At 65.3% G+C, this 26,274-nt stretch carries 21 protein-coding genes, 1 tRNA gene and 1 pseudogene; 10 read left to right on the top strand and 13 right to left on the bottom strand.

From position 1 onward, the window contains the following. Positions 1-22 precede the first annotated feature (22 nt). The gene (locus B0T44_RS00115) at positions 23-487 is read right to left on the bottom strand and encodes a GatB/YqeY domain-containing protein (protein WP_077118904.1); all 465 of its coding nucleotides are present in this window, start codon (positions 485-487) and stop codon (positions 23-25) included. Between the two features lie 159 nt (positions 488-646). Here B0T44_RS00115 and B0T44_RS00110 point away from each other — a divergent pair, with 159 nt between their 5' ends. Continuing rightward, positions 647-1,609 (top strand): metallophosphoesterase, encoded by a 963-nt coding sequence (locus B0T44_RS00110; RefSeq protein ID WP_077118906.1) that lies wholly within the window; start codon positions 647-649, stop codon positions 1,607-1,609. A gap of 80 nt (positions 1,610-1,689) precedes the next feature. Beyond that, positions 1,690-1,763, top strand: a tRNA-Pro gene (locus B0T44_RS00105). A gap of 262 nt (positions 1,764-2,025) precedes the next feature. Here the strand turns inward: B0T44_RS00105 and B0T44_RS00100 are convergent. The 3 genes from B0T44_RS00100 to B0T44_RS00090 all read right to left on the bottom strand — a co-directional run bounded on the left by B0T44_RS00100 (position 2,026) and on the right by B0T44_RS00090 (position 4,531). Next, on the bottom strand, positions 2,026-2,613 hold the full coding sequence (locus tag B0T44_RS00100; protein ID WP_077118738.1) for a TetR/AcrR family transcriptional regulator: 588 nt from the start codon (positions 2,611-2,613) through the stop codon (positions 2,026-2,028). Beyond that, positions 2,610-3,833 (bottom strand): cytochrome P450, encoded by a 1,224-nt coding sequence (locus tag B0T44_RS00095; protein WP_077118740.1) that lies wholly within the window; start codon positions 3,831-3,833, stop codon positions 2,610-2,612. The genes B0T44_RS00100 and B0T44_RS00095 overlap by 4 nt, the downstream gene beginning before the upstream one ends. Before the next feature lie 122 nt (positions 3,834-3,955). After that, positions 3,956-4,531: a TetR/AcrR family transcriptional regulator gene (locus tag B0T44_RS00090; protein ID WP_077118742.1), complete on the bottom strand. Its 576-nt coding sequence runs from the start codon at positions 4,529-4,531 to the stop codon at positions 3,956-3,958. Positions 4,532-4,648: 117 nt separating this feature from the next. On the opposite strand from B0T44_RS00090, the gene B0T44_RS00085 reads away from it, so the two are divergent. After that, the gene (locus B0T44_RS00085) at positions 4,649-5,926 is read left to right on the top strand and encodes an FAD-dependent monooxygenase (RefSeq protein WP_077118744.1); all 1,278 of its coding nucleotides are present in this window, start codon (positions 4,649-4,651) and stop codon (positions 5,924-5,926) included. Between the two features lie 383 nt (positions 5,927-6,309). Here the strand turns inward: B0T44_RS00085 and B0T44_RS00080 are convergent, their stop codons facing one another. The 3 genes from B0T44_RS00080 to B0T44_RS00070 all read right to left on the bottom strand — a co-directional run bounded on the left by B0T44_RS00080 (position 6,310) and on the right by B0T44_RS00070 (position 9,151). Then, positions 6,310-6,795, bottom strand: a complete 486-nt coding sequence (locus tag B0T44_RS00080; RefSeq protein WP_077118749.1) for a hypothetical protein — start codon at positions 6,793-6,795, stop codon at positions 6,310-6,312. 377 nt (positions 6,796-7,172) lie between these two features. Continuing rightward, on the bottom strand, positions 7,173-8,660 hold the full coding sequence (locus B0T44_RS00075; RefSeq protein WP_077118751.1) for a catalase: 1,488 nt from the start codon (positions 8,658-8,660) through the stop codon (positions 7,173-7,175). Then, entirely contained in the window at positions 8,657-9,151 is a 495-nt protein-coding gene (locus tag B0T44_RS00070) for a Fur family transcriptional regulator (RefSeq protein WP_077118753.1), read from the bottom strand. Before B0T44_RS00070 ends, B0T44_RS00075 begins: the two co-directional genes overlap by 4 nt. A 353-nt stretch (positions 9,152-9,504) precedes the next feature. Between B0T44_RS00070 and B0T44_RS00065 the strand changes: the two genes are divergently transcribed. Further along, the gene (locus tag B0T44_RS00065; RefSeq protein ID WP_077118755.1) at positions 9,505-10,866 is read left to right on the top strand and encodes a serine hydrolase domain-containing protein; all 1,362 of its coding nucleotides are present in this window, start codon (positions 9,505-9,507) and stop codon (positions 10,864-10,866) included. A 60-nt stretch (positions 10,867-10,926) separates the two neighbouring features. Here B0T44_RS00065 and B0T44_RS00060 read toward each other — a convergent pair whose 3' ends face one another. The 3 genes from B0T44_RS00060 to B0T44_RS00050 form a co-directional block, all read right to left on the bottom strand. After that, a complete protein-coding gene (locus tag B0T44_RS00060; protein ID WP_077118758.1) occupies positions 10,927-11,961 on the bottom strand; it encodes an aspartate-semialdehyde dehydrogenase in 1,035 nt (344 codons plus the stop codon). A gap of 2 nt (positions 11,962-11,963) precedes the next feature. Then, complete coding sequence (locus B0T44_RS00055; protein ID WP_077118760.1) at positions 11,964-13,229, bottom strand: aspartate kinase; 1,266 nt, start codon at positions 13,227-13,229, stop codon at positions 11,964-11,966. Between the two features lie 178 nt (positions 13,230-13,407). Next, positions 13,408-13,977, bottom strand: coding sequence for a dihydrofolate reductase family protein (locus B0T44_RS00050; protein ID WP_077118762.1), 570 nt, complete (start codon positions 13,975-13,977; stop codon positions 13,408-13,410). 238 nt (positions 13,978-14,215) lie between these two features. On the opposite strand from B0T44_RS00050, the gene B0T44_RS00045 reads away from it, so the two are divergent. After that, positions 14,216-14,407: a DUF1918 domain-containing protein gene (locus B0T44_RS00045; protein WP_077118765.1), complete on the top strand. Its 192-nt coding sequence runs from the start codon at positions 14,216-14,218 to the stop codon at positions 14,405-14,407. Between the two features lie 145 nt (positions 14,408-14,552). Beyond that, the gene (locus B0T44_RS00040) at positions 14,553-15,017 is read left to right on the top strand and encodes an SRPBCC family protein (RefSeq protein WP_077118767.1); all 465 of its coding nucleotides are present in this window, start codon (positions 14,553-14,555) and stop codon (positions 15,015-15,017) included. Positions 15,018-15,026: 9 nt separating this feature from the next. Here the strand turns inward: B0T44_RS00040 and B0T44_RS00035 are convergent, their stop codons facing one another. From B0T44_RS00035 to B0T44_RS00025, 3 genes are all read right to left on the bottom strand, one after another. Beyond that, positions 15,027-15,881, bottom strand: coding sequence for an ion transporter (locus tag B0T44_RS00035; RefSeq protein ID WP_077118908.1), 855 nt, complete (start codon positions 15,879-15,881; stop codon positions 15,027-15,029). 105 nt (positions 15,882-15,986) lie between these two features. Then, on the bottom strand, positions 15,987-17,621 hold the full coding sequence (locus tag B0T44_RS00030; RefSeq protein ID WP_077118769.1) for a GMC oxidoreductase: 1,635 nt from the start codon (positions 17,619-17,621) through the stop codon (positions 15,987-15,989). Positions 17,622-17,727: 106 nt separating this feature from the next. Then, on the bottom strand, positions 17,728-18,489 hold the full coding sequence (locus tag B0T44_RS00025; RefSeq protein ID WP_077118771.1) for a sulfite exporter TauE/SafE family protein: 762 nt from the start codon (positions 18,487-18,489) through the stop codon (positions 17,728-17,730). Positions 18,490-19,048: 559 nt separating this feature from the next. Between B0T44_RS00025 and leuA the strand changes: the two genes are divergently transcribed. The 4 genes and pseudogenes from leuA to B0T44_RS00005 all read left to right on the top strand — a co-directional run. Further along, positions 19,049-20,842 (top strand): 2-isopropylmalate synthase, encoded by a 1,794-nt coding sequence (gene leuA / locus B0T44_RS00020; protein WP_077118773.1) that lies wholly within the window; start codon positions 19,049-19,051, stop codon positions 20,840-20,842. 593 nt (positions 20,843-21,435) lie between these two features. Then, positions 21,436-23,376, top strand: a complete 1,941-nt coding sequence (locus B0T44_RS26225) for a MinD/ParA family ATP-binding protein (protein ID WP_175648070.1) — start codon at positions 21,436-21,438, stop codon at positions 23,374-23,376. 159 nt (positions 23,377-23,535) lie between these two features. Next, positions 23,536-25,299 (top strand): hydroxysqualene dehydroxylase, encoded by a 1,764-nt coding sequence (locus tag B0T44_RS00010; protein ID WP_081511421.1) that lies wholly within the window; start codon positions 23,536-23,538, stop codon positions 25,297-25,299. Positions 25,300-25,447: 148 nt separating this feature from the next. After that, a pseudogene (locus B0T44_RS00005) lies at positions 25,448-26,206 on the top strand (Mur ligase family protein); the annotation flags it as partial. Positions 26,207-26,274 lie beyond the last annotated feature (68 nt).

Genomic DNA, 26,274 nt, shown 5'->3' with positions numbered 1-26,274 from the left:
CTGGCGTTGTCGCTTCACCGGACTACAGTCGTGCCTTCACCGCAGCCGAGATACGGGAACCGTCGGCCTTACCCTTGGCCAGCGCGGTTGCGATCTTCATGACCTGACCCATCTGCCGCATCCCGGGCCGCTCCCCGTTTTCCTCGGCGACCTCGGCGATGGCCGTATCGGCGAGGTCGGCGACCTCGGCGTCGGTCAGCTGGGCAGGCAGGTATTCATCGATGATGCGGGCCTCGGCGTGTTCGTTGGCGGCCAGTTCGCCGCGCCCGGCCTGGGTGTAGACCTCGGCGGCCTCGTTGCGTTTCTTCGACTCCTTCGCCAGCACCGCGATCACCTCGGCGTCGGACAGTTCCTTGGCCTGCGCGCCGGCGACCTCGGCATTCTGGATGGCGGCCAGCAGCATGCGCAGCGTGGCGAGGCGCAACGAGTCCTTTGCTTTCAGCGCGGCGGTCATATCCGCGCGCAACTGGGATTTGAGTTCCGACATGTGCCAAACGTAGCGGTTGGGTGGACGCTCGCCCATCACATTCCGCGGCCGCGACCTGTCCGGTGAGCCGGGTAGCGCTATATCCCACTCGGCCGACTCGCCGAAACCTGTGCGTGAACACACCGCGCACTCCCGGACGTGGTCACCTATGCTGGGCAAATGCCCGTAATCTCCACCTCCGCTCTTCGTCGAACCGCGTTCGGCGCCGCCGGAGCCGCGGCGGCCGGAGTCGGTTACGCCTCGCTGATCGAACGCAATGCCTTCACCCTGCGCGAAACCACCATGCCCGTGCTGCGGCCCGGTTCGGCGACGCTGAAGGTGCTTCACCTCAGCGATCTGCACATGATGCCCGGTCAGAAACTCAAGCAGCAGTGGCTGCGTGAACTCGACCGCCTCGAACCCGACCTGGTGATCAACACCGGCGACAACCTGTCGCATCAGAAATCGGTGCCCGCCGTCGTCCAGGCCCTCGGCGGTCTGCTGTCGCGGCCGGGCCTGTTCGTGTTCGGCAGCAACGACTACTTCGCGCCGGTCGCCAAGAACCCGCTGAAGTACTTCAACAAGAACCACCGCCGCACTCATGGGGCGCCCTTGCCCTGGAAGGATCTGCGCGCGGCGTTCACCGAACGCGGCTGGCTCGACCTCACCCATGTGCGCCGCGATATCGAGGTGAGCGGAATCCGTATCGCCAGTGCGGGCGTCGACGATCCGCATCTGCAGCGGGATCGCTACGACACCGTCGCGGGTGCGCCCAACCCGCTCGCCGATCTGCGGATCGGCCTCACTCACTCCCCTGAGCCCCGGGTCCTGGACCGCTTCGCCGAGGACGGTTACGACCTGGTGCTGGCCGGCCACACCCACGGCGGCCAGCTGTGCCTGCCCGGCTACGGCGCGTTGGTCACCAACTGTGATATCGACCGCTCCCGGGTAAAAGGCCCCTCCCAATGGGGCGAGCACACCCAGCTGCATGTTTCGGCTGGCCTCGGCACCTCCCCGTGGGCACCGTACCGGTTCTGCTGCCGCCCCGAAGCGACGCTGCTGACCTTGGTTGCGGCTCCGCCGAAGCGCCCGAGCTCCGATAGTGGCCACGGCGTCAACCCTTCGGAGGCCGTCGCCCGCTGAACTGGGCCCGAAAAGAGCGTTTGACCTGCCGGTTTAACGTCCGAGCCACCCCTGATGTAAGCTACCTGAGGTTCGCTTCACGGGGTGTGGCGCAGCTTGGTAGCGCGCTTCGTTCGGGACGAAGAGGTCGTGGGTTCAAATCCCGCCACCCCGACTCGTGTGGTTGAGACACGAAAAGGGCTCCTGATCAGAAAGCTGGTCAGGAGCTCTTCTTCTTATCCGGGCCGCAGCTGACTACGGCCACCGAACAGTAGCCGTCCGAGGAACTGTCCGAGCGCCTTACCGGAACCACTTGCGCTACCGTTGTCTCAGTCCTTCTGAGCCAGCAGGCCCCCACGTGCAACGGACCGTACGGCTGCTGCGGAGCGTCTGCCGCCGTGGGGATTATCCCTGCCGACACACTGCGGCAGATCCCGTCACGTGATGACGATGGTGTCGTCCAGCAGGAATGGAAGCAGGAAATTGCGTAGAAGGGCGCGTTCTTCGTCTTCGCCCGCGGGCGGCAGGGTCAGCAGGGAAACCATGACGCGGACCGCCCAGCGGCCGAGACGTTCGGCGGCGGCGGGGTGCAGGTCGGGGCGGAAGTGGGCAACGAAGGCGGTGACCAAACTGTCGATCACAGCGGACGAATTCGACAGTTGAGCGACGATACCAGCGTTTGCGGGCTCGAACCACACCGCAAGGTGCGGGGTTTTGCGGGCTTCGGCCAGCGTGGCCGCCATACCGTCGAGCAGCTGATCGGCGAGGTCGGGGCCGTCGAGCGGGTAGTCGCGCCAGACCCGCTCGATCAATTGCCGGGCTTCGCGTCCGGCGAAGGCGACATACAGGGCTTCGCGGTTATCGAAGTAACGGTAGAGCGTGGCACGCGAACAGCCCGCGGCCTCGGCTACCTCGGCCATCCCGACAGTGGTCACGCCCTTGTCGAGGAACAGGGCGCGCACGGCGTCGAGAATGCGTTCGCTTGCCAGTTCGGCCCGGCTTTCGGCCAGCCAGCCGGTGCTCATGCGGCACACCGGAACGGCACGCTCGTCGGCCTGCGCACATAGGGACCGGGCGCATACCGCACGGCATCGCAATCCACCTGGTACTCAGGGAACCGCACCAGCAGTTCCTCCAATGCCACCCGTGCCTGCATACGAGCTGCGGCCGCGCCGAGACAGTGATGCGGTCCGTGCCCGAAGGTGAGGATGCGCTGCGGGTTGCGGTCGATATCCAGCTCCGCCGCGTCTGCGCCGAACACTCGTTCGTCGCGATTCGCCGAACCGTACACCAGCAGCACTTTACGTCCCGCGGGGATCGTAACCCCGGCGAGTTCCACCTCGCGGGTGGTGGTGCGGGCCAAACCCTGGACCGGCGAGGTGAGCCGCGCGAGCTCCTCCACCGCGACCCGGATGCGGTTCGGGTCCTCGGCAAGGGCGGCGCGCTGGTCGGGATGTTGCTGTAGTAGCTGCACGGCGCCACCGAGCAGACCCGTGGTGGTGTCGTTGCCGCCGGAGACCATGGTCCAGGTGTAGGCGAGGATCTGCACCAGACCGTTGACATCCGAGTCGTCGGCCGCCACACCAGCCTGAACCAGCAGGGAGACGGTGTCGTCGCCAGGGTCGGTGCGCCGCTGTTCGATGAGTTCGGCGAAGTAACCGAGCATCTGCATCGATGCCTGCTGTGCGGCGGCGGAGCGCTGGGTGCTTGCCGCGACGACCGCGTCGGTCCAGCCGTCGAATCTGGACCGATCTGCCTCGGGAACACCGAGGTAATAGGCGACAACCATCGTCGGCAGCGGTTTGAACAGTTCCTCGACGATATCGCCACCGCCTCGTTCGGCCAGCCGGTCCAGTCGCTCGCGCACGAACCGGCGAACCACCGGTTCCACCTCTTCGACCTGGCGAGGCGTGAAGCCGCGTGCGACGAGTTTGCGGAAATCGGTGTGCTCCGGCGGATCCTGCATCACCAGTGGCGGATTCGCGGTCAACCCGATCTGCTCGAGTTCGCCGTATTCGACGGTCAGCCCATCGCGCGAGGAATACGTGCCGCTGTCACGCGCCGCCGCGAATACCTGCTCGTGCCGAGTGAGTACCCAGTAGTCGCGGTCCGGCCGGTCACGCGGCACCACATGATGCACCGGGTCCTGTTCCCGCAGCGCGGCATACATCGACCACGGATCGCGCCACGTCTCCTCCGAGCGCAGCTCGAACCGCACCCGCCCCTGATACTCATCCGCATACATGTCCCGAAGTTAAGACAAAAACAATATTTTGTCTACAAGTGGCTACGAGGCCGAACTCCCCATGCGCGTGGCACCAGATCGCCCCTGCCACCCGACATCGAACCCCGCCGCCAGAATCGCTTTCAGCCATGCGGTGCGAGCGCCGCGATCGCAATCGCCAGCTCTTCACCGCTGGGCAGATCACCTTCAGGGTCGCCCATCCACTGCAGAACCAAGCCGTTCAACAGCGTGAAGTACAACCAGGCGACAGCTTTCGCCTGCGTTTCGCCCAACTCCGGATGCGCCTGAGCAACCTCCGCCGCAATATCGGAAACAGCCAACACGGCCATCTCCCCCATCCTCGTTTGCTCACTCGGCGTCCGCTGGATCCGGACCAGATTTTCCAGACTGGCCACCAGCACCTCCCGGTTGCGCTCGAACAACTCGGCGATGCCCTCCCACACCAAGGGGAATGCAGCGGCAGGTGAGCGCCCTTTGCCTGCTGCCGTGATCCGCTCATCCAGGGCGTCTCCGATCTCCCTGCCGGTTTCCTCGGTGAAGGCCTCGGTCAGCAGCCGGTCTTTGGAGCCGAAGTGGTATCCGATCGCGGCCAGGCTCACGCCCGCCTTCGTTGCGATGTCCCGTGCCGTCGTCGCGGCGAAACCCCGCTCATAGATGCAGCTCCGCGCAGCCGCAAGCAGATCTTCCTTGTTACCCATGCGGCCCATCATAGCCTCGTCTTACACAAGCGTATTAGACATGCGTGCAAATCTGTGTTAGACATTTGTCTTATACGAGCGTTCGAGTTGGGCGCTCACCGACGTGAGGAAGAGCCGATGCGCAACGAACCCAACCCTGCAGCCCCGCGGATCCTGATCTCCGGCGGCGGTATTGCAGGCAATGCCGTGGCCCTGCAGTTGCTGCGTCGGGGAATCCGGCCGACAGTGGTCGAACGCGCGCAGGCGCCGCGGCCGGGCGGACAGGCTGTCGACCTACGCGGACCGAGCCGCGAGGTCGCCGAACGCATGGGATTGATGCCGGGTATCGAAGCCCACCGCATCGACGAGCGCGGCATCATTCAGGTCGACGACACCGGTAAGGAGCTGTACCGCACGCCGGCCGAATTGTTCGAGGGCAAAGGCGTGGTCGCCGATATCGAGATCACCCGCGGCGATCTGAACCAGGTCCTGCTCGACGCCATCGCCGACCACACAGGCGGCTCGGACGCTGCCGCGACAGCTCCCGACTACCGGTACGGCGAATGGATCTCCGATATCGCCGCCGATTCGACGGGTGTCACGGTGACGTTCGGATCAGGTACGACCGAACGATTCGATATCGTCATCGGCGCCGACGGCCTGCACTCGGTAACCCGCAGACTGGTATTCGGGCCCGAAGAACAGTTCGCCACCTACCTCGGCGGCTATATGTCGTTCTTCACCATGCCGACCCCCGCGGGCATCGAACCGCACTGGTTCACCATGCGCGCCCTCGTCGGCGGCACCGGTATCGGGATGCGCCCGGACGCCGATCCGGCGACGTCGAAAGCTCTCGTCATCATTCGCGGCGACGCCGACCCCGCACTGCGCCGCGATACCGCCGCCCAGCAGCAATTGATCCGGGAACGGCTCGCCCGGGGCGGCTGGGCAGCGTCCGCGATCACCGCAGCCATGCCCGAGGCCGACGATTTCTACTTCGACGAACTCGCCCGCATCGATATGCCGCACTGGGTCTCCGGCCGGGTCGCGCTGGTCGGAGACGCAGGCTACTGCGGCTCGCCGCTCACCGGCCAAGGTACGGCAATGGCGCTGGTCGGGGCGTACGTGCTGGCCGGTGAAATCGGTGCGGATCCAGGCAACCCGCAGCGGGCGCTGGCTCGCTACGAGGAGATCCTGCGTCCATTCGTCGCCCTCGCCCAGGAACTGCCGCCGGGCGGGTTGAAAGTGATGACCCCGCGCAGTCGGCTGGGCATCCGCGTTGCGGCAACAATGGGCAAGCTGATGACCACCCCGGTGTTGAAACCGCTCATGATGCGCATGATGACGGCCACCGAGAACTACGACCTGCCCACCTATCCGCCCCATCAGCGCACAGCCGGAACTGCGGCGCTATAACAGGCTTCCGCGGGAGAGTGGCGGCATACGATCCGGCGTCGGGACCAGGGAATCGGGCGCTGCCATCGACGAGCACTGGTTGGTTACCTTCGGCGGCGGCGAGGCCTGGGTCGCGGCGGGCGTCTGGGCCGCGACGGCACTGGCTCTGCTGCTGAGCTTCCGGAAGAGCCGGTTTGTGTGCCGGTGACGAGCCGGCCGGACCGGTCACCCCGCGAGACCGGTCCGGCCGACATGCGCCCCCTTCGGTGGTCCGGCCTGTCACCCCGCGAAGACAGGCCGGACACCCCCTGGTCCCCTCCCAACTCCCCCCGGTGAGCCGGTTCCTGGCCCTCCCCAGGTCCGGAGTCCCGGCTCGCCCGCTCCCCTCGGGCAGGCACAGCCGACTACTCGCAGTAATCGAAAGTGCCCAGTTCGGTGCGACCATCCTTGATCAGGTAGCTGGTCGCGGGCAGGTCGGCTTCGGCGACCACGTACTTGCCATCCGGGGCCAGCCACTCCACTTCCTGGATCACCCGGTAGGAGTTCGGGTCGTTGCGCAGGATCTTCAGCTCTGTGTCGTCCATATCGGCAGGATCGGTAGCGGTGGCCTTGCCGGTCTCCCATTCGCCCGCGCCGACCAGCTCGTCCAGTACATCGAAGACGACGGTGCGGTAGCGGACCTGTTGGTGTTCTCCGGGCAGGTAATCGGGCTGGGCGTACACGATCGGGGCGTCGATCTCCACGACGATCTCGTCGCCGTCGTGCCCACAGGTGGCCTGACCGGTGACCGCGGCGCCCGGCTCACCGTAGGCGGCAGCAGTACCCGCGCCGAAGAAGAGGGCGGTGGTTGTGGTTGCGGCAACGATGACGGTGCTGAGCTTGCCGATCATGGTGTTCGTGTCCTGTTCCGGTCGGTGGCTTCCGGATTGCTCCGGGTTGACACAAACAGTGCGGGTCGGCGCTTAGCGCCTGCTTAAAAAGATCTTACAAAGCTGAAAGTGCAGGTCAGAGCGCTGCAATCGAAGGAACGAAACAAGATCGGGCAAAGCAGGGAGTTTCGCGCCATCATGGAGGCACGTTCGGCAACGAGATTTGGGAGTGCCGCTATGGAAACTCTGATCGTATGGGCGCTGGCGTGCGCGGTCTACTGGTTCGGCCTGCTGTGATGCCACAGCCAGAAAAACAAAACCGCCCCTGACCGTGCGGTCAGGGGCGGAATCGTCTCGTTGGACCGTACCTGGGCAGCTCGCGCCTGCGAAGGGGTAGCTCAGCCTTGCGAAGGCGCGGGCTTGGCGCCGCCGTTCAGCCCGGCGCGAACACCTTCCTCGACCCGTTTGCCGAGATCGGTGTCGACGTTCTTCCAGTATTCGAAGACCCGGCTCAGCACCGGCTCCCGGACACCACCGAGCACATGGCCGACGATATTGCTCACCAGACGGTCACGCTGCTCATCGGTGAGCACCTCGCGGACGAGGGTGCCCGCCTGGGTGAAATCGCCGTCCTCGGCGTGCTGGATATAACCGGCGCGCACCATGGTCGGATCGAATTCCCAGCTGCCGTCGTCGCCTGCCCGCTCGGGGTCGGCGTGCGGGCCGCCAAAGGAGTTCGGCGCATACACCGGAACGCTCGGATCGTTGTAGTAGTAGCGCATGGCGCCCTCCTTGGAGTAGGAGTTCACCTCGGCCGCCCGCGCCTGGTTGGGCGGCAGCTGCGCGTAGTTGGTGCCGATGCGGTAGCGGTGCGCGTCTGCATAGGAGAAGACACGGCCGAGCAGCATCTTGTCCGGCGAGAAGCCGATACCGGGGACGATATTCGACGGTTCGAACGCGGCCTGTTCGATATCGACGAAGTAGTTGGCCGGGTTGCGGTTCAATGTCCATGTGCCGACCTCGATCAGCGGGTAGTCCTGCTTGGACCACACCTTGGTCAGGTCGAACGGGTTGAACCGGTAGCCCTCGGCCTCGGCGACCGGCATGATCTGGACGTAGACGGTCCAGCTCGGGAAGTCGCCGCGTTCGATCGCCTCCCACAGGTCCTTGCGGTGGTAGTCGGCATCTTCACCGGCGATCCGGTCGGCCTCGGCCTGGGTCAGGAATTCGTGGCCCTGGTCGGTCCTGAAGTGGTATTTCACCCAGAATCGTTCGCCCGCGGCGTTGATCCACTGGTAGGTGTGCGACCCGTAGCCGTTCATATGCCGGTAGGTCTTCGGGATACCGCGGTCACCCATCAGCCAGGTCACCTGGTGCGCTGTTTCCGGGCGCAGGGTCCAGAAGTCCCACTGCATGTTGTGGTCGCGCAAGCCGTTGCCGGGTAGGCGTTTCTGGGACCGGATGAAGTCGGGGAACTTGATCGGGTCCTTGATGAAGAACACCGGCGTGTTGTTGCCGACGAGATCGTAGTTGCCGTCCTCGGTGTAGAACTTCACTGCGAAACCACGCGGGTCACGCCAGGTGTCGGGGCTGCCGAGTTCGCCTGCCACGGTGGAGAAACGGGCCAGCGATTCGGTGCGCGCACCGGGCTGGAACAGCTTCGCCTTGGTGTACTTGCTGACATCGCCGGTGACGACCAGCTCGCCGTAGGCGCCCGAGCCCTTGGCGTGCACGATGCGTTCCGGCACCCGCTCGCGGTTGAACTGGGCCAGCTTCTCGATCAGGTAGTGGTCGTGCAGGAGGATCGGCCCCTGCGTGCCCGCGGTCAGCGATTCGTTGTCGCTTTCGACGGGGACCCCGGTGTTCGTCGTTGTCGGCTTGGTCATTGAGAAGCCTCCTCGGCTGCTACACGTCCCGGGACGGGTTCGCCCGGGTAGACAGGGTTTTCGCCGCCGGGCCGGCGGCAGTTCGGGCACAGACCCCAGAAGACGACCTCGGCCTCGTCGATCACGAACCCGTGGTCGTGCCCGGGTTCCAGGCAGGGGGCGCTGCCCACGACACAGTCGATATCCACGACCGTGCCGCAGCTTCGGCAGACCAGATGGTGATGGTTGTCACCGATTCTGGCCTCGTACAGGGCGGCCGAGCCAGCGGGTTCGATCCGCCGCAGCAGCCCGGAGCGCACGCAGGCGTGCAGTACGTCATAGATGGCCTGTATGGATACCGAGCCCAGTTTCTCGCGCACGGCGGTGGCAACGGTGTCCGCATCGGAATGCGGATGCGCGGTGACCGCATCGAGCACCGCCAGGCGGGGGGCAGTAACCCGCAGGCCAGCCGCACGTAAGCGGGTGCGGAAGTCGGTGTCGTCGGTGTGCATACCCAACAGTGTGCCCCTTTTCTGGAATTAGTCAAGAAAAGAACATCAGGTCCAATGCGGAGAGGCACCGTGTCGCACGTCACAAAAGATACCCGGAATAGCTTGCATACAGGGGTGGTTGAACCAAACTGTCGGCGTCCCGACAGCCCCGGGCCGCACCCTTTGTCGCTACGAGCGACCACTCGCCGAGAGGCGCTTGTTGGACGTCGGCTTCGACTTCGAAATAACAGCTGAACGTCGCCAGGTGATCGCTGGCGACGTTTGCTATTTCGGGACAGAACAGCGGCACCCAGGAACACCACCGATGCCGTTCATTACCGCGCGAACCGAGGAACGGCATTAACCTGATTCGCATGGGGTGTCTGGGTGGGCTCCTGGCCGGAGTCGCTGCGGTATCGCTGGTCGTTGGACATGTATTCACGGGCGGCACCGCCATGGCCCGAGCCGAACCCGGCTCCCCGCCCGCCGAATGCGAAGTGCAGACCGGGCGCGAACCACAGCGAACAGCACCCGAACAGGTAGGGCTGGATCCCGAACGATTAGCGGCGGCACTGGACTTCGCAGGCAGTCGCAACCGGCTGAACGTACAGGTCTACCGACACAACTGCCTGATCGGCGAAGGACCGACGAACGCGCAGACCGGCAACGTCGCCTGGAACGTCTGGAGCGTAACCAAGAGCGTGGTCTCACTGCTGACCGGAATCGCCTGGGACCAGGGCAAAATCGATATCCACGCCCCGATCGACCACTATCTTCCGTCCGGACTGGGTGACGGTAAGCGCCGCGCGATCACGGTGGAGAACCTGCTCACCGAAACCTCCGGCATGCGAACCGGTGTGATCACCGAAGGCCTCACCGGGATCATCCCGCTGGACCCCAACAGCGCGGTCCAAGCGCTCGGCGTCCCACTCGACCACGAACCGGGCACAGTGTTCAGCTACAGCCAGCGCAATGTCGACCTACTGGCATATGTGCTCGAACTGGCTGTCGGGGAACCACTGCAGCAGTTCGCGCAGCGGGAACTGTTCGAGCCGCTCGGAATTGCGCGCGGCGACTGGTATTGGGCGCGTGACCGCACCGGGCACACCTACGGTTACGCGCACCTGATGATCCCGCCGAACGATCTCGCGAAGATCGGATTGCTGGTGAGCAACGACGGACGTTGGGGCGCACGGCAGATCGTGTCATCGGACTATCTCCAACGGGCGCGGACCCCCTCGGCAGCCAACCACTGCTACGGCTACTTGTTCTGGGTGGGGCCGTCCTGCGCCGAGACCCCAAACTTCCTGCCTCCCGATGCGTATGCGATGGCCGGGATGGGCATGCAGAACATCTTCTTCATCCCCAGCCTGGATCTGACGGTGATGTGGACGGGCGTCTACGGCAACGTCAGCCGCCACGGCCTGCCCGGAGTGCTGCAGAACCAGACCGAGCTGCCACACGAGTTCTTCCGGCGACTTTTCGCAGCCTTCCACGAACCCCCCGTCCCCGACCCGGGCCCCTATGTCGAACCACCCCTGAGATTCGACCCGAACGCCTATATAGACACCGATATCCTGCTCGCCGTTTTCGGTATCGGTGCCGCCGCGTACCCGGGCTGCAATGTCTTCTCGTGCCTGCACTACCCGCTCACCCCGCCGTTCAGCGACGCCCCACCTGGCTGCGCGGTCCTCGTCTGTCTCGGCACCGACCCACGCACACCAGGCATCCGCTGATAATCGCCGCGGGCGGCACTACTCGTGGTAGTGCCGCCCGGCGGTGGCGCTGAGGAACGGTCAGCGATCGGCGAGCAGGACCTCGGCGATCTGGATGGTGTTCAGGGCGGCGCCCTTGCGGAGGTTGTCGCCGGAGATGAACAGGGCGAGACCGCGGCCTTCGGGGGCACCCGGGTCCTGGCGGATCCGACCGACGAGGGATTCGTCGCTACCTGCGGCCTGCAGCGGGGTCGGGACGTCGACCAGCTTGACACCCGCCGCCTTGCCCAGGATCTCCTTCGCCTGTTCGACAGACAGCGGATCGGCGAATTCGGCGTTGATCGACAGCGAGTGGCCGGTGAACACCGGGACGCGCACGCAGGTCCCGCTGACCAGCAGGTCGGGCAGGCCGAGGATTTTGCGGCTTTCGTTGCGCAGCTTCTGGTCCTCGTCGGTTTCGCCGGAACCGTCATCGACCAGCGAACCGGCCAGCGGCAGCACGTTGAACGCGATCGGCGCGACGTATTTGTCCGGCGCCGGGAAGTCGACCGCGCCGCCATCATGGGTGAGCTTCTCGGCGTCGTCGATCACCGCGCGCGCCTGCGTGGCGAGTTCTTCGACACCGGCCAGCCCGCTACCGGACACCGCTTGATAGCTCGACACCACGAGCCTGCGCAAACCTGCCGCGTCGTGCAGCGGTTTGAGCACCGGCATGGCCGCCATGGTGGTGCAGTTCGGGTTGGCGATAATGCCTTTGACCAGGTTGCGGGTCTGCTCGGGATTGACCTCGCTGACCACCAGCGGGACGTCGGGATCCTTGCGCCAGGCCGACGAATTGTCGATCACCGTCACCCCGGCGGCGGCGAAACGCGGCGCCTGCACCCGCGACATCGTCGCGCCCGCGGAGAACAGGGCGATATCCAGACCGGACGGATCGGCGGTCTCGGTGTCCTCGACCACGATTTCCCCGCCACGCCACGGCAGCTTCTTGCCCGCCGACCGCGAGGAGGCGAAGAACCGCACCTCGTCGGCCGGGAAGTTGCGCTCCTCGAGGAGTTTCCGCATCACAGCGCCGACCTGCCCGGTCGCGCCGACGACTCCTACGCGTACGCCCATGCTCATCGCCCCGTTCCAGCGTGTACGACGGCGACCTCGTCGCCGCCCAGATCGAATGCCCGGTGCAGCACCTCGACGGCGCGGTCCAGGTCGGTGTCTTTGACCAGCACCGAGATCCGGATCTCGGAGGTGGAGATCAGGTCGATGTTGATACCGGCCTCGGCCAAAGCTTCACAGAAGGTGGCTGTGACGCCGGGATGGCTTTTCATACCCGCACCGACCAGCGATACCTTGCCGATGTGGTCGTCGTAGAGGAGTTCGGAAAAACCGATTTCGCTCTGCTGTTTGGTGAGGGTTTCCACCGCGCGCGCCCAATCGGATTTCGGCAGGGTGAAGGTGATATCGGTTTTGCCGGTCTCCACTTTGGAGATGTTCTGCAGCACCATATCGATGTTGATCTCGGCTTCGGCCACCGCACGGAACACCTTGGCGGCGTAACCCGGCTCGTCCGACAGGCCGACCACGGTCACCTTGGCCTCGCTGCGGTCGTGCGCGACGCCCGTGAGCATTGCTTGTTCCAAGGGGATGTCCTCCATCGATCCGTAAACGTAGGTGCCCCGCTTGTCGGTGTAGGACGAGCGCACATGCACGGGCACGTTGTAGCGGCGCGCATACTCCACACAGCGCAGCATGAGCACCTTGGCGCCGCAGGCGGCCAGTTCCAGCATCTCCTCGTAGGAGACCTGCTCGAGCCGCTGGGCCTCCGGCACGATCCGCGGGTCGGCGGTGTAGACGCCGTCCACGTCGGTGTAGATCTCGCAGACGTCGGCCCCCAGCGCCGCCGCCAGCGCGACGGCGGTGGTGTCGGAGCCACCGCGGCCGAGCGTGGTGACATCCTTACTGTCCTGGCTGACGCCCTGGAAGCCGGCGACCAGCACGATGGTGCCTTCGTCCAGCGCTTCGCGCACCCGGCTGGGGGTGACGTCGATGATCTTGGCTTTACCGTGCGCGGAGGTGGTGATCACACCGGCCTGGGAGCCGGTGAACGAGCGGGCCTCGGCGCCGAGGGAGTGGATGGCCATGGCGACCAGCGCGTTGGAGATGCGCTCACCCGAGGTGAGCAGCATGTCCATTTCCCGCGCAGGCGGTGCGGGCGCCACCTGCTCGGCCAGGTCGAGCAGTTCGTCGGTGGTGTCGCCCATGGCAGAGCAGACCACGACGACGTCGTGCCCCTGCTTCTTGGTCTCCACGATCCGTTCGGCGACGCGCCTGATCCGATCGGCCGACGCGACCGAGGATCCTCCGTACTTCTGGACAACGAGAGCCACGACAGGGTCCTCCAATGTCGGCGAACAAACGATCAGTGACTCAGAGTACCGGCGCACGGCCTGGGCTTTTACCGCTATCTATGCGTCTGTGGAATAACCCACAGACGCACGAGGTCACGTTTACATCTCGGCCCACAGGGTTGACACGGGCGTGCGACGCCCGGAGCCGGGTTCCCGTTCAGGCCCGGCTGAACCAGGTGACCTGCGTTCCATTGCTGAACTCCTGACGTCGCTGCGGGGTGAAAAGCGTCGGCCGGAACCGCCCGTTCAGCAAGGGGATGCCTCGTCCCGCCAATACCGGATAGCTCTTGATGACCATCTCGTCGATCTCATCGATCAGCTCTCCCGCGAGCTTTGCACCGCCGCAGAGCCAGATGTCGAGGCCCTCTTCCTGCTTGAGGGCGCGCACCTTTTCCACTGGATCGGTGTCGACGATCTCGACCTGGGGATAGTCGGCGGGGTCGAGGGTGCTGGAGAAGACGTACTGCTTCAGATGCGGGTACGGGCTCGGCACCCCTTCGGCCAGCCCCGGTTCGTAGGTTCCCCTGCCCATGAGCACGGTGTCCCATGACCGATTGGGCAGATCGACCGGGATCCCGACAAGCTCTCGCACATGTACCGGGATGGATTCCGGGTAGGGGTTCCACGTCTTCATGTCGTCGGGTACCGGAAAGAAGTCGAACTCCCCGCCGGGCCCGGCGATGTAGCCGTCGATCGTGACGGCGACGTAGTAGACGAGCTTTCGCATAAGACCACCTTGCCTGTAGTACTCCAACTGAAGCGGTTTAAACGTAGTACTACAGTTGGAGTGGTGTCAAGCGCGGGGAAGCCCCGAATACGGGAAGGCGCTCATCGACGCGGCGATCGGGACATCGACCAGGGACGAAGCCGCGAGCTCACCTTCCGGGAGACAAACAAAGAGACAGCGCGCCATAGCCGCATGAGCACCCTTGTGATGTATGGCACCGACTTCGATAATGGAGCCCATGATGGCGAACGTCGGAGATCGACTGCATGTGCACGGGCACATCGTGGGGCAGAGTGATCAGGAAGGCGAGATCGTCGAAGTTCGTGGGCCGGATGGTTCACCGCCGTATATGGTGCGTTTCGAGGACGGACACGAATCGCTCGTCTTCCCCGGCCCGGATGCGACAATAGAACGTTTCACTTCTGCCTGACCCGCACCCTACCTCGGCCCCGCTGATCCGCGCCCGCCCACGCCGCCGCGGACGGCCCGTCACCGCTCGACGAAGTGTTGACGATCACTGCACCGCTGAGCAGAATCGGGCCGACTGATACACACAGGGGGCGCGGAGGTAAGTCATGCGTACGAAAACCGACATCAGATTCGACGTCGAAGCGGACCCCGCCCAGGTGATGGACGCGCTACTGGCTGTCGAAATGCTGCCGGAATGGTCGTCATCCTATGTGGACGCCCGCGTGGCCACCCGCGACGACCACGGCCGTCCGCTCCGCGTTTTCGTCAAGGCCGAGATGATGGGAGCGTCCGACCTGCAGGTTCTGGAATACGACTGGGACGTCGACCGCTCCTCGTGGGAAGTCACCGACAGCACCCGCGGGGTCAAGGGCGGCGGGTTCTTCGAAATCGCCGACAACGAACAGGGCGGCACCAGCGTCTGGTACCACACCGAGCTCTACCTGCCGATTCCCGCACCCGGCTTCCTACTCAGCCGTACCCTGCGGCGCACCAACGAGGCGGTGGTGCAGAACTTCATCGAATTCGCCGAGCAGTTCCCCGAGACCGAGCAGCGATACCAGATCGTCTGATCTCCCCGATCAGTCCCGGCGCACAGTGGTCAGATGCCGGGCCGTCGCCTCCAGTGGCGTCGGACCATAGGCCGACGGCGCCACCTTCACCCCGTTGCGTACCGACTCCCGGATCTGATCGACGTTCTCCCTGATCATGTCCGAAACCAGTTCATCGGTACGCGGGTCGGCCAATACCTGGAACATGATCCGGAACGAAGTGTCGGCGATGAGCCGGATGATCTCGTCGTGGAATGGGATATAGCGGACCCGGCCTGCCTGCGGATCATTCTTGATCAGCTCCACGATCATCTCGTCCAGTTCGCCCCGGTTCTCCTCCAGAGCGGCCGCGATATTGCGGGTGTAGTGGCCGGTGCGCAGCACATCGGCGACCTCGTCCAGCACCGCCATGGTCATCGGGCGTTTGATCGTCTCCACGATCGTGACGACCGACCGGTTCACCACAGCGGCGGTCACCCGGTCGCCGAATACGCGGTCGGCGACCCTGGCCAGCCGGACCAGGATCACCACCACCCGCAGCAGCCGGAAACCGCGCAACCACGGGCTGGTCACCGGGATCATGCCGAGCACTTCGTACCAGTAGACGAGCGGGAACGTCCACGGCCAGCCTGCTCGGTGCCAACGCCACAGAAACTCTGCCGCGAATACCGCGCAGATCGCGTAGTCGGCGATCACGATCATGCGATAGGTGTCGCCGGAAACCTCGAAGAAGGTGATCCAGCCGACCAGCACCACCGAGACGATGGCCAGCGCCAGCATCAAGAAATCGGTCCACAGTGCGGGCGGTTTACGCGGGAATCCGCCCTGATTGTCGGTATCGCAGGCGTCGCCGAGGCCGTAGTCAGTGGGCGGCGCAGTTGCCACGTGAAGCTTCCCTTCGACGCCGAACCGTCCCGCCGGCATCAATACGCCGCCGGGGGCCCGGTACGGATGTTGCGGTTCGATCCGATCGCGAGCGCTGTCCGGTCGTCAATGCCCCGCGCGGATGATCGCCTCGATATTGCGTTCGGCCAATGCGGTGATGGTGAGCGACGGGTTGACGGTGGCCGTGCTGCCCGGAACGGCCGCCCCGTCCACCACATACAGGCCCTTGTGCCCATGCACCCGGCCGTAGCCGTCGGTCGCCTTCCCGAGCACCGCACCACCCAGCGGATGCGCGGTGAACAGGGCGTTCGCGGCGTAGCCGAGGGCGTCGTATTCGACCATCGCTCCGGCCCGTTCCGCGATCCGGCGGTCGACCGCGTGGGCTGCGGCCACGACCTCGTCTCGGTTCTTACGCGGCCAGGAAAGCCCGACACCGCCGGTGGCTTTGTCGTAGCCGAGGCGGGTCCTGGTCGGGTCGAGCACCAACCCGAGCGAGGCCAGGGCGCCGGTCTCGAACGGAATACCGGGGATGTACCAGCTCTCCAGGGTAAGCGGGACATCCGAATCGTCGAAGATCCGGCTCGCGCTGGGCACACCTTGGCCGAAACCGCCGATCGAACTCGCGCCGCGAGCCAACGCCACATCGCCGTTGGTGCCCCAGCCGTCGCCGATATGCTCGTTGAGGTCGGGCAGCGTCCCGGTGGCCTGGGCGCGAACGAGCAGCTCGGAGGTGCCGATCGAACCCGCGCCGAGGAACAGGCGGTCGCAGGTGAGGGTGCGAGTGCCCAGTTCCGCTCCGGTCGGGGCGAGTTTGGTCACGGTCACCGCGAACCGGCCGCCCGACTCCTTGGCGATCGAGTCGACGCGGTGGCCGGGGAAGATTGTCGAGCGCCCAGTGTCCTGCGCGTACTTCAGATAGTTCTGATTGAGGTCGAACTTCGCGCCGTTGGAGTTACCGAGGTTGCTGCGGGCAGCAGTAGCCGAGGGCCGAGTGGTGCCTGCGAGCTCGCCACGCAAGATGTCCCAGGTGAAGATCGAATCGTTCGGGATCGGCTGGTAACCGGCCTTACGTACCTGTTCGTCCCAGGCGCGGGAATGGGCGAACGGCGCGGAGGCGTAGATATCCGCTGGCATTCGATCCAGTCGCAGCATCTGCCGCACCCGCGGGTAGTAGATCCGCTCCAATTCGCCGTAGTCGACGACGCCGCCGAAAACGTGATCGAACAGTTTGCGTTCCGGGGCGATCATCGCACCGGTGAAAACCACCGAACCGCCGCCGACCACGGCCGCCCGCCACACATCGATGCCCGGATATGTGGTGCAGTCGAGGACTCCGCCGAAATCGGCGAAATGCATCGTCACCTTGGTGACCCCGGTGAAATTGGTGCGATGCCAGAACCCGCGGCCGTCGGGCAGATCGTCGCCGGTGAAGATCTCCCGCCACGGATCGTTGGGCCAGCGGGAGCCGCGTTCGAGCACCGTATTGGTTATGCCTGCCTCCGCCAGCCGCAGCGCCGCGACCGCCGCGCCGAACCCGGAGCCGACGATGATCGCTTCGGAATGCTCGGGCGGGTCGGGAATCGGAGCGAAGATCTCCGGCACCCACTGCCGGAACAATTCGTGCCACACCGGTTGCGCCGCGGCTCGCGGTAGCGACGGCCGCACTGCCCCCGTCGCCGACCCTGCCGCCCCGATCAGGGCAGCTGCCCCCGCCGCCTTGAAGAGGGCACGCCTGTCCACTGGGCCACCTTTCTGATCATGTCTATAGCCGACGGATGCTACCGATATTCGGTCTTGATGAACAGTCCGAACACGACTGTGCACCAGGGGATACGCGCGCAGGCCGCTAAGACGTGAGCAGGCGGACCACAGCGGTACAACCGACCATGACGATCACCGCCCGCAACACGTTCGGCGGCAGACGCCGGCCGAGTTTCGCGCCGAGCTGGCCGCCGATAACCGCGCCGACGGCGATGAAGGCGACGGCCTGCCAGTCGATTTGGGCGATCACGATGAAGATCACCGCCGCCAGGGCGTTCACCAGCAGAGCAAGAACATTCTTCACGCCATTGAGGCGCTGGATGTCTTCATGCACGAACACGCCGAGCAACCCGAGCAGCAGCACGCCCTGGGCCGCGCCGAAATAGCCACCGTAGATACCGGTCGCGAAAACCGCCGCGAACAGCACCGGACCGCCGTGCACCGGTCCGGTGTCGGCGTCACGGCGCTCCTTCACCCAAGCGGCCAGCCGGGGCTGGATCACAACCAGCACCAGCGCCGCGATGATCAGCACCGGCACGATCGCCGCGAACGCCCTATCCGGCAGGGTCAGCAACAGCGCCGCGCCCACCGCCGCACCCAGCAGCGAGGCCGTGCCGAGGCGGATCAGCCGCACCCGCTGGCCTGCCAGCTCCCTGCGATATCCAATCGCCCCGCTCAGCGAACCGGGAGCGATCCCGACGGTGTTCGACACATTCGCGGTGACCGGCGGCAACCCGACCGCCAACAGCACCGGAAAGGTGATCAGGGTGCCGGACCCGACAATCGTATTGATCCCACCCGCAGCAATCCCCGCCCCGAAAACGGCCAGCTGTTCCAGCCAAGTCATAGGTGAACCCTTCGGACGTCCCGTCGGCCCGCGAACGGTACCAGCGCAAGCTCACCTTGTTCGCACGACCGAAGCGAATGCGCAGGTACGCGAACGCACGACTGAAGCAATTGCGCAAGTTCACGCAAAGCACATGACCAAAGCGAATGACAGAGACACGCACAAGCGCATAGCCGGAAGACGAAGACGCAGAAGGTGCACAGCAGAGCGCACGGCCGCAGCGCAGACGGAGTACGCCCGGAGCGAGTGCGAGAAAATACGCAGGCCGCACGCCCGGAGCAAAGGCGGTAGGTAGGCAGACCCCACCCAGCCGTGCGTCGTGCAGGATGTAGACATAAATGCGCATGGCCGGAGCGAAGACGGAGGTACGCCCGGAGCGAGGTACGCGTGCCCGGCGTGGTCCGAGCGAATTCGGCACGGTAAACTCGGCGACGTCATGCAGCGGGCTCTTCTTCTCGGCCGCCGCGGCGGGGTCTGAACGGACCGGCCTCCCGTCGCGGGGTTCCACCGTGCCGGTCGACCCGCATACGGGACACATCTCACCCCACGGAGAAATCGCATGTCACCCGCTGACGCCTTCGTATCCAGCTCGCGCACCATCACCGCGCCCGCTAAACCCGCGCCCGCCGACCAGCCGGCGTGGAACAAACAGAAGAACTCGTCGATGCCTGCGTTCCGCTACCGGCCGTTCGCCGAGGAGGTGGAACCGGTCACCCTGCCCGACCGCACCTGGCCGGATAAGGTCATCGACCGCGCTCCCGCCTGGTGCGCGGTCGACCTGCGTGACGGCAATCAGGCGCTGATCGATCCGATGAGCCCGGCCCGTAAACGCCGCATGTTCGATCTGCTGGTGCGGATGGGTTACAAGGAGATCGAGGTCGGTTTCCCGTCGGCCAGCCAGACCGACTACGACTTCGTCCGCGAGATCATCGAGGACGGCGCGATCCCCGACGACGTCACCATCCAGGTGCTCACCCAATGTCGCCCCGAGTTGATCGAGCGGACCTTCCAGGCATGCGCAGGCGCGTCCAATGTGATCGTGCACTTCTACAACTCGACCTCGATCCTGCAGCGGAAAGTGGTGTTCCGCGCCGATCGCGACGCGGTCTGCAAGATCGCCACCGACGCCGCGCGGCTGTGCTCGGAAGTGGAGCAGCGCTACCCCGATACCAACTGGCGTTACGAGTACAGCCCGGAGTCCTACACCGGTACTGAGCTGGAATACGCCAAACAGGTGTGTGACGCGGTTTCGGAAATCATCGCGCCCACCCCCGATAAACCGTTGATCATCAACCTGCCCGCGACCGTCGAGATGGCGACACCGAACGTGTACGCCGATTCCATCGAGTGGATGAGCCGCAACCTGGCCCGCCGGGAGGCGATCGTGCTGTCGTTGCACCCGCACAATGACCGCGGCACCGCCGTCGCCGCCGCTGAACTGGGCTATCAGGCGGGCGCCGACCGCATCGAGGGCTGCCTGTTCGGTAACGGGGAACGCACTGGCAACGTCTGCCTGGTCACCCTGGGCATGAACATGTTTTCCCGCGGGATCGACCCGCAGATCAATTTCTCCGATATCGACGAAATCCGCCGCACCGTCGAATACTGCAACCAGCTGCCCGTGCACGAGCGTCACCCGTACGGCGGCGACCTGGTCTACACCGCGTTCTCCGGCAGCCACCAGGACGCGATCAACAAGGGGCTGGACGCGATGAAGGCGACCGCCGACGCGGCGGGCGCGGATATAGCCGATACCGTCTGGGAGGTCCCGTACCTGCCGATCGACCCCAAGGACGTCGGCCGCACCTATGAGGCCGTGATCCGGGTCAATTCGCAGTCCGGTAAGGGCGGTGTGGCCTACATCATGAAAACCGACCACGGCCTGGTACTGCCGCGCCGGCTGCAGATCGAGTTCTCCCAGGCCATCCAGAAGATCACCGACGGTGAAGGTGGCGAGGTCACTCCCAAGGAGATGTGGGATGTCTTCGCAGACGAGTACCTCAGCCCGGTCCTGCCGCTGGAACGGATCAGGCAGAAGGTCACCGCATCGGAAACCGACGGCGGCACCGACACCATCACCGCCGTGGTGAAAGTGAACGGCGTCGAACAGGAGATCTCCGGGACCGGCAACGGCCCGCTCGCCGCATTCGTCGACGCCATTGCAGGTGTCGGCTTCGACGTGCAGGTGCTCGACTACTCCGAGCACGCCATGTCCGCAGGCGACGACGCCCAGGCAGCCGCCTACGTCGAATGCGCGGTCGGCGACAAGGTTGTCTGGGGTGTCGGCATCGCCACCTCCATTACCACCGCATCGCTGCGCGCCGTGGCATCCGCGGTCAACCGCGCCCACTGAGTTAGGTAGACGGGCCGGGCAGGAACGGCGGTCGCGCAGTCCCCGTTCCTGCCCGGCTCTGTCATGTAAACCCACCGAGACTCATCCGAAGCCGACCAGGTAAGTCTTACGAGCCGCTCGCCGCGCAGGTGTTTCCCGGTATCTGCCGTCAGCAGCACGTGTCCGGGTGAGTCTTACGAACCCGCGCGCGCCAGCGTGCCAATAAATACTGATAGCGTTGTGGCAACTCCAGCCGCCGAGCTTTCTGCTTGATGTACCGAGCAGATGGGGGAACTGTGACTAGTAACGACCACGACCCGACTTCTCCGCCATGGCTGCAGAGTCACCCGGTGGACACTGCTGAGCCTGATGCGTCAGCGCAATCAGGTGAGGTAGCAGATGTTTCCGCTGATGGTGTGACGGATGCGCCGGGTTCGTCCGGTGATGGTGATGTATCTGGCGCGGTGTCCTCGGACAGAGAATTTTCCGAGCATTCTGATGGTGTCGGCGCGGCGGATACGGTCGACGTGTCCGATAACAGTGGGGTTCCGGGTGTTCCGGGTGGGGATGCTGTAGACGGGGTGGGTTCGGTTGAGGATGCTCCCAGTGGTGGGATGTCGCCATCGTTCTCGTCGGCGCCTGGTTCGTCGTTCGAGGATGTTGGTGGTGATTCCCAGCAGTCCGAGGGGGTTTTCGCGCCGCCCGCGTATACGAGTGGGCAGTTCATGGTGCCGGATGTGGGTTCGCCTGCGGTCGGGTCGGATATGGGTTCCCCGGATGCGGGTGCGGCGCAGTTTTCTGGTGTGGATTCACCGTTTGCGCAGGCGGGGGATGGTCCGTCCAGCTCGTATTCGAGTGATCGGTTCCCGCAGCAGAATCCGTACGACAATCCGGCCGCAGGGCAGTTCGCGCCGCCTTCGGGTGAGCAGTTCTCGCAGGCTGGGGCGAGCTATCCGGGGACGGGTGGCGGACCGTACGCTGCGCCGAGCGGCCAGTTCAGTGAGCCTGGTGGGCAGTTCGCCCCGCCGCCACCTGGGCAGTTCGCGTCGCAGGGCGGCCAGTTCCCGGAGACCGCCGCCGGGTCGTCGCCGTACAGCAGTGGTCAGTTCGCGCAGCCGCCAGGACAGTTCGATCAGCCGCACAGCGGTAACCAGTTCACTCAGTCCCCTGATGGTGGGTTCGCGCCACCTGCGGCAACAGGCCAGTTCACCCAGTCCGCTGAGGGTGGGCAGTTCACTCACGGGCCGGGCAGCGGGCAGAGGCAAGCGTCCGGGCAGTTCTCTGAGCCCGGCGCAGACCAGTTCAATCAGGCGGGCAACCAGGTATCGCAGCCGAACGCGCCGTACGGTTCTGCCGCGCCGTCGAGCGATGCCGACCAGGCGGGTAACCCCATTTACAGCTGGGCTCCTCCGCCGGTGCAGCAGCCGCAGCAGTTTCAGACACCCACTCCTCCGCCTGCCGCGCCGTCCGCGCCTCCAGCAGGCCCGCCGACCGGTCAGTACCAGCCTCCCGCAACAAACCAGCAGCAGCAGTTCCAGGCCGCGCCGCAGCAGCAGCGTCTGCAACCGCAGCAGCCGTTCCAGCCGCAGAATATGCCCGAGCCTGGTCAGGCCGGTCATTCCGTCAACGACCTGAACCTGCTGAAACGCGTTCGCAAGGCCCCGCGCAGCGGTTGGCGGCGCGCGGTGCACAAGGCATCTCGGGGCATGATCAACCCGGGTGAGTCCCCTGCCGATATGGTGCATCGCGATCTGGTGGCGCGAGTGAATCAGCCCGTGCGGGGCGATCACCGGATCGCGATCCTGTCGCTCAAGGGCGGCGTCGGCAAGACCACGACCACTGTGGGACTGGGTTCGACGTTCGCGTCGGTGCGCGGTGACCGTGTTATCGCCATCGACGCCAACCCCGACCTCGGTACGCTCGCGCATCGCGTGCCGCGGCAAACCCGTTCGACGGTCCGCAACCTGCTGGAGGATCCGCATATCACGCGGTACTCCGATGTCCGGGCGCATACGTCTCAGGCGCCGAGCCGGCTGGAAGTGCTGGCCAGTGAACAGGACCCGGCGGTGTCGGAGGCGTTCAGCGAGGCTGATTACCGCAAGGCGATCACGATCCTGCAGTCGTTCTACAACATCATTCTCACCGACTGCGGCACCGGTCTGATGCATTCGGCGATGGCCGGTGTGCTCGATATGGCCAGTTCGCTGGTGCTGGTGACCTCGCCCGCCATCGATGGCGCGCGCAGCGCCTCGGCGACCTTGGACTGGCTGGATCATCACGGCTACGACAGTCTGGTCAAGCGAACCGTGGTGGTGGTGAATGCTTCCCGGCGGGGTTCCTCGTCGGTCGACCTCGATCATCTGCGCAAACTGTTCCTGGATCGTACGCGCGCGGTGCAGGTGGTCCCGTTCGACGACCATCTGGCCGAGGGCGCCGAGATCGACCTGGAACTGGTGAGCAAACCGACCCGGCGGGCACTGTTGGAGCTGGCGGCGATCGTCGCCGAGGATTTCGAGTACGTCGCGAATCAGCAGTACATCCGATTCCAATCCTGAGGCCAGACCGGGGTTTCGGTCAGTCGGAGGTGGATCGGTGTCGGTCCACCCGACGGTCAGGCCTGCATTGACGGCGGTCGCCGAGTCCCGTTTGCCCGCAACCTTGTGAAGTAAACCGATCGATCAGCGTTATCCCGAGGCTAGGCAGCAGAGCGACACATGAGTGGACAATGTGGGGCGGTGTCGCGTCGGGCTGTACTGGCCGGTGCCGTCGCGGCAGGTGTGGGTGTGGTCGGCTCAGCGACGGTGGGGGTTTCGCGGGCTGCCGGGAGCCCGGGGCAGCGGGTTGCGGTGTTGGGGGGCGGGGTTGCCGGGCTCACTGCGGCGCATGAACTGGCCGAACGCGGTTTCCGGGTCACGGTTTACGAGCGACGCGCGTTGGGCGGTAAGGCGCGCAGTATCCCGGTGTCCGGCACCGGGACCGGTGGGCGTCTCGATCTTCCCGGCGAGCACGGTTTCCGTTTCTTCCCCGGCTTCTACCAGCATGTTCCGGATACGATGCGGCGTATCCCGTTCGCGGAGAACCCGGATGGTGTGTGGAACAACCTGGTCGCGGCACCGGTTGCGCGGTTCTCCCGCCGCGACGGCGACGACTTCCGGGTTCCGTTGGGTTTGGCGCATCTCGGTGCAGCCGACCCGGATTCGTTCCGGGAAACGCTGGGCGCCGCTGTTGCGACAGCCACCGGAATGCCGCCCGCGGAGGGGATGTACTTCGCCAACCGGTTGCTGGTGTTCAATACCAGCAGCGATGCCCGCAGGCTCGGCCAGTGGGAGCGTATGTCCTGGCACGAGTTCGTGGGTGGGCATCAGCGGTCGCACGAGTTCCGCGCGCTGCTGTCGCGCACGCTGACCAGTCTGCTGGTCGCGGCGAAAGAGGATATGGCCAGCGTGCGCACCATTGGGACGATGGGTGAGCAGTTCCTGGGAAACCCGCTGGAAATCGGATTCGACGGCAGCCTGGACCGGGTGCTGAACGGCCCGACGAACGCAGCCTGGATCGATCCGTGGGTACGGTTGTTGCGTGAGCTCGGGGTCGCTTTCGAGCTCGGAGCCGAAGTCCGTGGACTCGAGGTGCGTGACCGGCGGATCCGCGCGGCACGTGTGGTCGATTCCGTGGGTGTTTCCCGTTCGGTGGCGGCCGACTACTTCGTGGTGGCGCTGCCCGCGGAACGCGCCCGCACCCTGTGGAACGCCGAGGTGCTCGCCGAGTGGCCGGAGCTGGAACGGATGCACCGGTTGCATACGGATTGGATGAACGGCATCCAGTACTACCTGCGTGAACCGGTTGATATCAGCGACGGTCACATCGCTTTCATCGACTCCCCGTGGTCGCTCACCGCGATCACCCAGAATCACCTGTGGGCGCGCAAACTGCCGGAATTCGGGGACGGGTTGGTCGCCGAATGCCTGTCGGTGGATATCTCCAACTGGCATACCCCGGGCATTCTCTACGGCAAACCGGCCCGCGAATGCACGGCCGAGGAGATCGCGCGCGAAACCTGGGCGCAGATGTGCGCGCACCTCAACGATCGCGATGATCTGCTGCACGAGGCGAACCTGCATTCCTGGTTCCTCGACCCGGCTATCGTCTGGCAGCAAGGCAGCGGCCACAACACCAACGCCGACCCGCTGCTCATCAACACCGCCGGGTCGTGGGAAGCACGCCCCGATGCGCACGGCCCGCTGGAGAACCTCTTCTTGGCAGGCGATTATGTGCGCACCAATATCGACCTGGCCACCATGGAAGGCGCCAGCGAATCCGCGCGCACCGCGGTGAACGCGCTGCTGGACGTAGCCGGCTCGAACGCGCCGCGCTGCCGCACCTTTACCCTCTACCGCGCCCAGGAACTCGAACCGCTGCGCCGAATCGACGCCGACCGCTATGCCGCCGGGCTGCCCAATCTGTTCGATATCCAGCTCTGAGCCGGGCTGCGGCCCGCGCACCGCGGACTATCTCGGTAGTCGCTGCAGACAGCCGACGGCAGATAGCGGTGGGCAGCGCAGGGGGGCGGTGGCGGCGCTGGTGAATACGCGGCGCGACCGCTCGACGGGCGAACATTAGACTGCGCGCGTGGCAGATATATCTGTGCGCGGGCGGATCGCGCTGCGGGCGGCGGCGGCAGCGTCGTGGGCCTCGCAGAAAGCCGGTCGCGGCAAAGGGTCGATGATCGGCGGTCTGATCGCGTTGAAGATCGATCCGACGATCATGGATCAGCTGGGCCGCGGGCGGCGCACGGTGCTGGTCACCGGCACCAACGGCAAATCAACCACCACCAGGATGACCACCGCCGCGCTGAGCACCATCGGGGACGTCGCCACTCAGGCCGACGGCGCGAATATGGACGCAGGCATTGTCGCGGCGTTGAGCGTGCACCGGTCCGCGCCGCTGGCGGCGATCGAGGTCGACGAACTGCATCTGCCGCATGTCAGTGATTCGCTCAACCCGTCGGTGGTTGTGCTGCTGAACCTCAGCCGTGATCAGCTCGACCGGGTCGGCGAAATCAACACGATCGAACGGCGGCTGCGCGCCGGGTTGGCACGGCACCCGCACGCCGTGGTCGTCGCCAACTGCGACGATGTGCTGATCACCTCCATTGCCTACGACCACCCGAATGTGGTGTGGGTGGCGGCGGGCAGCGGCTGGGCGATGGACGCCACCAGCTGCCCACGCAGCGGGGAACCGATTCTCTGGGAAGGCGAGCACTGGCACAGCACCGGCGCCGATTTCCGGCGGCCGCCACCGGATTGGTGGCTCGACGGCGACAAACTCTGCGGACCCGACGGGGTGCGGCTGCCGCTGCGGCACCCGCGATCGGACGCAGCAGCCGCAGCCTGCCACCCGTACGGGCACTGATTCGCGCCTGTCTGGCCCCGATCTCCTGGTTGACCGCTGCCACC

Source organism: Nocardia donostiensis, assembly GCF_002081715.1.
GTDB classification, from domain to species: Bacteria; Actinomycetota; Actinomycetes; order Mycobacteriales; family Mycobacteriaceae; genus Nocardia; species Nocardia donostiensis.
Note: the sequence above shows the minus strand (reverse complement) of the source record. Positions and strands in the feature narration are given on the sequence as shown.